Source organism: Pirellulales bacterium, from assembly GCA_036499395.1.
Taxonomy (GTDB): Bacteria; Planctomycetota; Planctomycetia; order Pirellulales; family JACPPG01; genus JACPPG01.
In genome coordinates this window covers 1-5,363 of the sequence record DASYDW010000033.1, presented here as the reverse complement: position 1 = coordinate 5,363, position 5,363 = coordinate 1, and the positions used below count along the sequence as shown (strand labels likewise).

The window sequence follows — 5,363 nt, the reverse complement described above, 5'->3', positions numbered from 1 at the left end:
TGACCGCGGTGAACCTTGACCGTTATTTCGCTGATCCCTAAGTCTGCACCGATCTGCTTGTTAAGCCGGCCAGTCACCACCAAAGCCATGACTTCGCGCTCTCGCGAGGTCAGCGTTTCGTAACACGCGCGCACTCCTTCCAACGCTTTCTCGTCCTCGAGCCGTGCGCGGTCGCGCGCAAGCCCGAGCTGAACTGCCTCGAGCAAGTCCTGATCACGGAATGGCTTTGTCAGGAACTCGATCGCACCGCCCTTCATTGCCTGCACCGACATTGGAATGTCGCCATATCCGGTAATGAAGATTATTGGCAGCTGACTGTTCGCCGTTGACAGTTCGCGCTGAAACTCGAGGCCGCTTTGCCCAGGCAACCGAACGTCGAGCACCATACAGGTAGGCCCCTCCGGCCGTCCCGACTTGAGGAACTCGCTCACGGAACTGAACAGTTCGACATGAAACTCTACGGATCGAAGCAAGCTGCCGAGCGACACCCGGATAGCCTCGTCATCATCGATGACGATAACGGTAGGCGGCTGTTCCTTCATTGTTGACCCCCTCAGATGAAAGCGCTTCTCTCACCTCGGGTCCCCAGTTTTGCTCGATGAAGTGCAAAGCATAGCGTGATTGCGAGGAAAGAAATATCCCTCAGAATCAGCATTGGAACTTTCATGTCAGGCCTGACGTGCCGGCTTGTACCGATAGCTATAGCCACGCATGGCCGAGAGCGGCTTCCTCGCGACATTACCCCTAGGTATAGGCGCGCGCTCCCTATTGGTAATCCATGCTTCCGTTCGGGCAATAGTTGAGTGGGCGGCACAGGAGTATTTTACAGACTCCTCCCTGCGGTCGAAATCCCCGAGACGACCGCCACTAGGCCCCTCCGCACCGCTGCCCCCAGCGCGTTCGGAGGGGCTTAATTCAACGCAAATAGAAAGCTTCACAATTTTGGGCCGCTGATTACGGCACCTTGTCGGGATGGGCTGGCAAAGTGAAATAAAAGCTAGCGCCACGCGGCATCGTTTCAGTCGCCCACAGCCTACCGCCGTGCTCATCGATGATCGAACGGCAGATCGACAGGCCCAGTCCTAAACCGTGGGACTTGGTCGTGTAGAACGGATCGAACAGACTATCGCGTGCTGCCGGCACTAGTCCCGGACCCGTATCCTGTACTGTGACGAGCACACCTTTCGAATCGGATTTCCCTGTGCTGATCAGTAATTCTCGCGGTCCTGAGCTCGTTCCGCTCATTGCCTCAACGGCGTTGACGATTAAATTAAGGATCACCTGCTGCAGTTGGACTCGATCTCCCTGTATGACAGGCAAGTCGTCCGCAAGTTCAGTCCGCACCGCGATATCATTTTTCGCCGCTTCACCGCGGGTGAGTTCAATCACCTCAAGAATTGCTTCATTGACGTCCAGGCCTTCCTTCCTTGGCGGCGCCTTCTTGACCTGATCACGGATGCGGCTGACGACCCCTCCCGCCCGATATCCGTCCTTGGCGATGCGAGTGAGCGCCTGCCGAACTTCTTCCAAATCTGGTGGCCGACGCTCCAGCCAACGCAGCGCCGCCTCGGCATTGCTGACGGTCCCAGCGAGCGGCTGGTTCACTTCATGGGCGATCGACGCCGTGAGCTGGCCCATGGTTGCAAGACGGTTGGCGTGCGCCAGTTCCGTCTGCATTTCGCGTAACGCTTCGGTCACGCGTTTACGCTCTGTAATATCCTCGCACACAATCAGCGCCACCGGCCGGTCCTTGATGGACATAACTCTGGCCGTCTCTCGAACCCAGAGCATTTCCCCATTTTTGCGGATCTTTCGTGCTTCCCAGCTCATAGTTTGACCGGGCCACATGAAGCAGATCGCCACATTTTTTGCGACGGCCTCGCGGTCTTCCGTGTGAAAGAGGCGCTGCACGGGACTTCCGGTCAAGTCGTCGACTGTGAAACCGAGTTGCTGCGCACCAAAAGGATTCACAGATAGGATGACGCCAGCCGTATCCACCATGAAGTACATGGTGGGATTGTTCTCGAATACGGCCTTCCATTGCTCCTCGCTGTCACGCAGTGCCTTTTCCGCCCGGCTTCGCTCCTCCTCGGTACGTTTGCTCTCCGTTACATCGACATCGGTGCCGATACGTTCGATTAGCTCGCCTACTTCATCGAGCACCGGATGCGAGATCGAATGAATATGCTTGACGGTTCCGTCAGGCAGCACAATTCGGTAATCGATTGCATGATCGATTTTGTTTTGAAACCAGTTCTCACCGCGCTCGAGCAACTTGCCGCGATCATCCCCATGCACCATTCGAATGAATTCTTCATTGTTCGGCGGGCTACCCCGCCGCGGATCTAATCCAAAAATCCGGAACATTTCCTCGGACCAGTATATCGCCTTGTTCGCCTCTGAATCGTAGACCCAACTGCCCGTGTGGCTCAGCTTTTGCCCTTCTGCGAGATAAGCTTCGCTGCGCCGCAAAGCCTCCTGAGTCTTGTTACGTTCAATTGCAACACCCGCCAAATGCGTGATCTGTTCTATGGTTTCTTGATCGTGCGGGCTCGGACTGCGCGGCTCACGATAATACAAGGCGAATGTCGCGATGACTTCGGCTTGCGAGGAGAAGATTGGCGTCGACCAACAGGCGCGCAGGGAATGAGGCAAAGCTGCGGCGCGGTAGTCCGCCCACAGCGGGTCGGTTGCAATGTCCTCTACGATCACCTGTTCTCCCCGATATGCCGCTGTCCCGCAGGAGCCTGCGGAGGGCCCGACCAGAACTCCGTCGATGGCGTCCACGTAGGCCTTTGGCAGGCTCGGTGCCCCGCCATGGCGCAATCGATTGCCGTCAAGTAACAAAATCGAGGCCAGGACTCCGCAAGCTTGTTCCTCTACGAGCCGGCACAAGCTCTCAAGGATCTGCGCAAGCGAGTCTCCCTTCGCCACCATCTCGAGAATCCGTTTCTCTCCGGCGAGCAAGGCTGCAGCCCGCTTGCGGTCGTCAATATCCGTGGAGATTCCATACCACTTGAGAATAGCGCCGCGCTCGTCACGGAGCGGAATCGCCCGATGGAGGAACCAGTGGAATTCTCCATCCGCGGCGTGTCGTAAACGTGCTTCGCTCTCAAACGGCTTCCCGCTAGCGAGCGAGGCGCGCCACTTCCCCACATGGGCGGCGATGTCAGCCGGGTGAAACGACGCCTTCCAGCCACCACCGGAAGCATCCTTTGGCGACATCCCCGTGAATTCTCGCCAACTCTGAGTGACAAAATTGTTGGATCCGTTGGGCAGTGTCGCCCACGCCATCGCGGGCATCGTCTCGATCACATCGCGAAGCTCTTTTTCACTTCGGCGCGCGGCCTCCTCGGCTCGCTTGCGCTTGCTGATATTGAGCACGAAAGCGATACCCTGTTTCCCTTCCTCGTCGAAACTCGCCGCGCCAACCACGACGGGCACACGGCTGCCGTCTTTCCGGAAATACTCTTTCTCGTATGGCGAGACGGCCTTGCCCATCCTTATATCCGCGAAGGTTCGTGCAGTGCGATCGCGCCATTCCAGCGGGGTCAGGTCTGCCACCTGCATATGACCGGAAATGAGCTCCTCTCGCTCATACCCGACCATGTCGAGAAACGCGTCGTTCGCCTCGATAAATCGACCCTCGAAATCGTCGACGAAGATTCCGATCATACTGGTGTCGACAAAGCGCCGTAACTTGGCGTCGCGAAGGTCGACCTTTTTTTGAGTCGTCGCCAAGGACCGCAAGTGATCCTGAAAAACGTCGCGCCACTGCAGCATGAGTTTGAGGTATGACTCGCTATATTCGTTTTTCTTATTGTCGAGGACGCAAACCGTTCCAAAAATCTCGTTATCAGGCCAAACGATCGGGACACCGAGATAAGAGATCATTCCCGATTTGACATTGGGGGCCGATTTCCGGATTTCGTCCTGGAGAGCGTCGGCAACGAGCAGCGGCCGCCGCGTCTTCATCACGGTTTCGCAATACTGCCCCGTATCAAGAGCCGCGAGTTCGCCCCTTTCGTAGGGATTCCCCTCCGACCCGCTGGCGACGAACACCTTAATGTTCGGCGGATCCGCTCTCATTATCAACGCGGCAGGCACGTGCATGATTTCGGCAAGTAGATCGACGACCCCTTGCCACTTGCGGACGATTTCAGAGGGCACTTCGATTGGATACGACACCGTCAATCCTCACCGAGATGTGATCGACCTCATTGGACATCCTCGCCAGGCAACTCACCGCCATGGGGCTGTGAGCTGCGCTTATGGTCAATAGGAGCAGTAAATGACATCTGCAAAATGCGGCGATTTCCGGGGCTAAAGCGCCCGGATTTTCGCATCGGCCAAATCCCGCAGCAAGAACCACGGGCTATACGTCTGTATAGTCGCGTAGATCGGGCGTGGGTGTCCTGCATCGCAGCACGAACGCGAACTACTACACCGCGAACTACTACACCTATGTATAGTCGCGGAATTGGCCCGCACCTCGTAAGAAGGCTCAACTGTTCGATGCCAGTTCACAACGACACGGGGTCGTTCTCCGAAGCTGGCCTCACCTGCCGAGCCGATAGTGCGAAATGAACAAAATTTGATCGCGATCGTCGACGACGATGAGTCGGTTCGCGAAGCGACAAAGGGATTGATGCGTTCGATGGGACTTGCCGCCGAGGCATTCTCATCGGGAGAGGATTTTTTGCGCTCCCCCCATCTCAGCCGTACGGCCTGCTTGGTCACGGACTTCAATATGCCTGGCATGAGTGGGCTCGATCTGCTCCGACAGGTATCAGCGCTAAGCAAGAGCATTCCGACAATTATGATTACCGCATACCCGAACGACGGCGTCCGGGCGCGTGCCCTTAGTGAGGGAGTCGTTTGCTGCCTGGTGAAGCCCTTTAACGAAGACGAGTTGCTTGAGTGTGTTCGTTCTGCCCTGACACACGGCGGCGCATCATAAGCCAGGACGGTGGACTCTCTAATTCGCACGGATGAATGAACGTGCCGAACTTATCTAACAACGTTGATTTATTTCGTCTCCGCTTATCGACATAGGCGAAAACCGGCGGCCGATAAAATTGTCAAAACGCGGCGAGCTTCGCGATCCGCCGGCGCTTGAGGACAACCTTCGGACAGCCTGTTACATCGAGCCCGCGATGCCGGCCTTCTCGACTTGCTGACGCCATTTGACGGCTTCGGCCTCCAGAAACTTCTTAAGTTCTGGCACCGACGGCGTGTCGACGGGAATGAGCCCCATACCGACAAGTTTCTCCTGAATCTCGGGCTGCTTGCCGACCACCTTGAACGCGGCATGAAGCTTCTCGACCACATCCGGCGGCGTGCCAGCCGGCGCCACCACCATA

General features: G+C 56.8%; 4 protein-coding genes. 1 reads left to right on the top strand and 3 read right to left on the bottom strand.

Going from position 1 to position 5,363, the window contains the following annotated elements:
* Together VGN12_06440 and VGN12_06435 are read right to left on the bottom strand one after the other, a co-directional pair.
* Positions 1-542: response regulator (locus VGN12_06440; GenBank protein HEY4309073.1), on the bottom strand; the 542-nt coding region annotated here is incomplete at its 3' end.
* 412 nt (positions 543-954) lie between these two features.
* Positions 955-4,188, bottom strand: a complete 3,234-nt coding sequence (locus VGN12_06435) for a PAS domain S-box protein (protein ID HEY4309072.1) — start codon at positions 4,186-4,188, stop codon at positions 955-957.
* 388 nt (positions 4,189-4,576) lie between these two features.
* Between VGN12_06435 and VGN12_06430 the strand changes: the two genes are divergently transcribed.
* A complete protein-coding gene (locus tag VGN12_06430) occupies positions 4,577-4,960 on the top strand; it encodes a response regulator (GenBank protein HEY4309071.1) in 384 nt (127 codons plus the stop codon).
* Positions 4,961-5,140: 180 nt separating this feature from the next.
* Here VGN12_06430 and VGN12_06425 read toward each other — a convergent pair.
* On the bottom strand, positions 5,141-5,363 hold a 223-nt coding region (locus tag VGN12_06425; GenBank protein ID HEY4309070.1), incomplete at its 5' end, for a tripartite tricarboxylate transporter substrate-binding protein.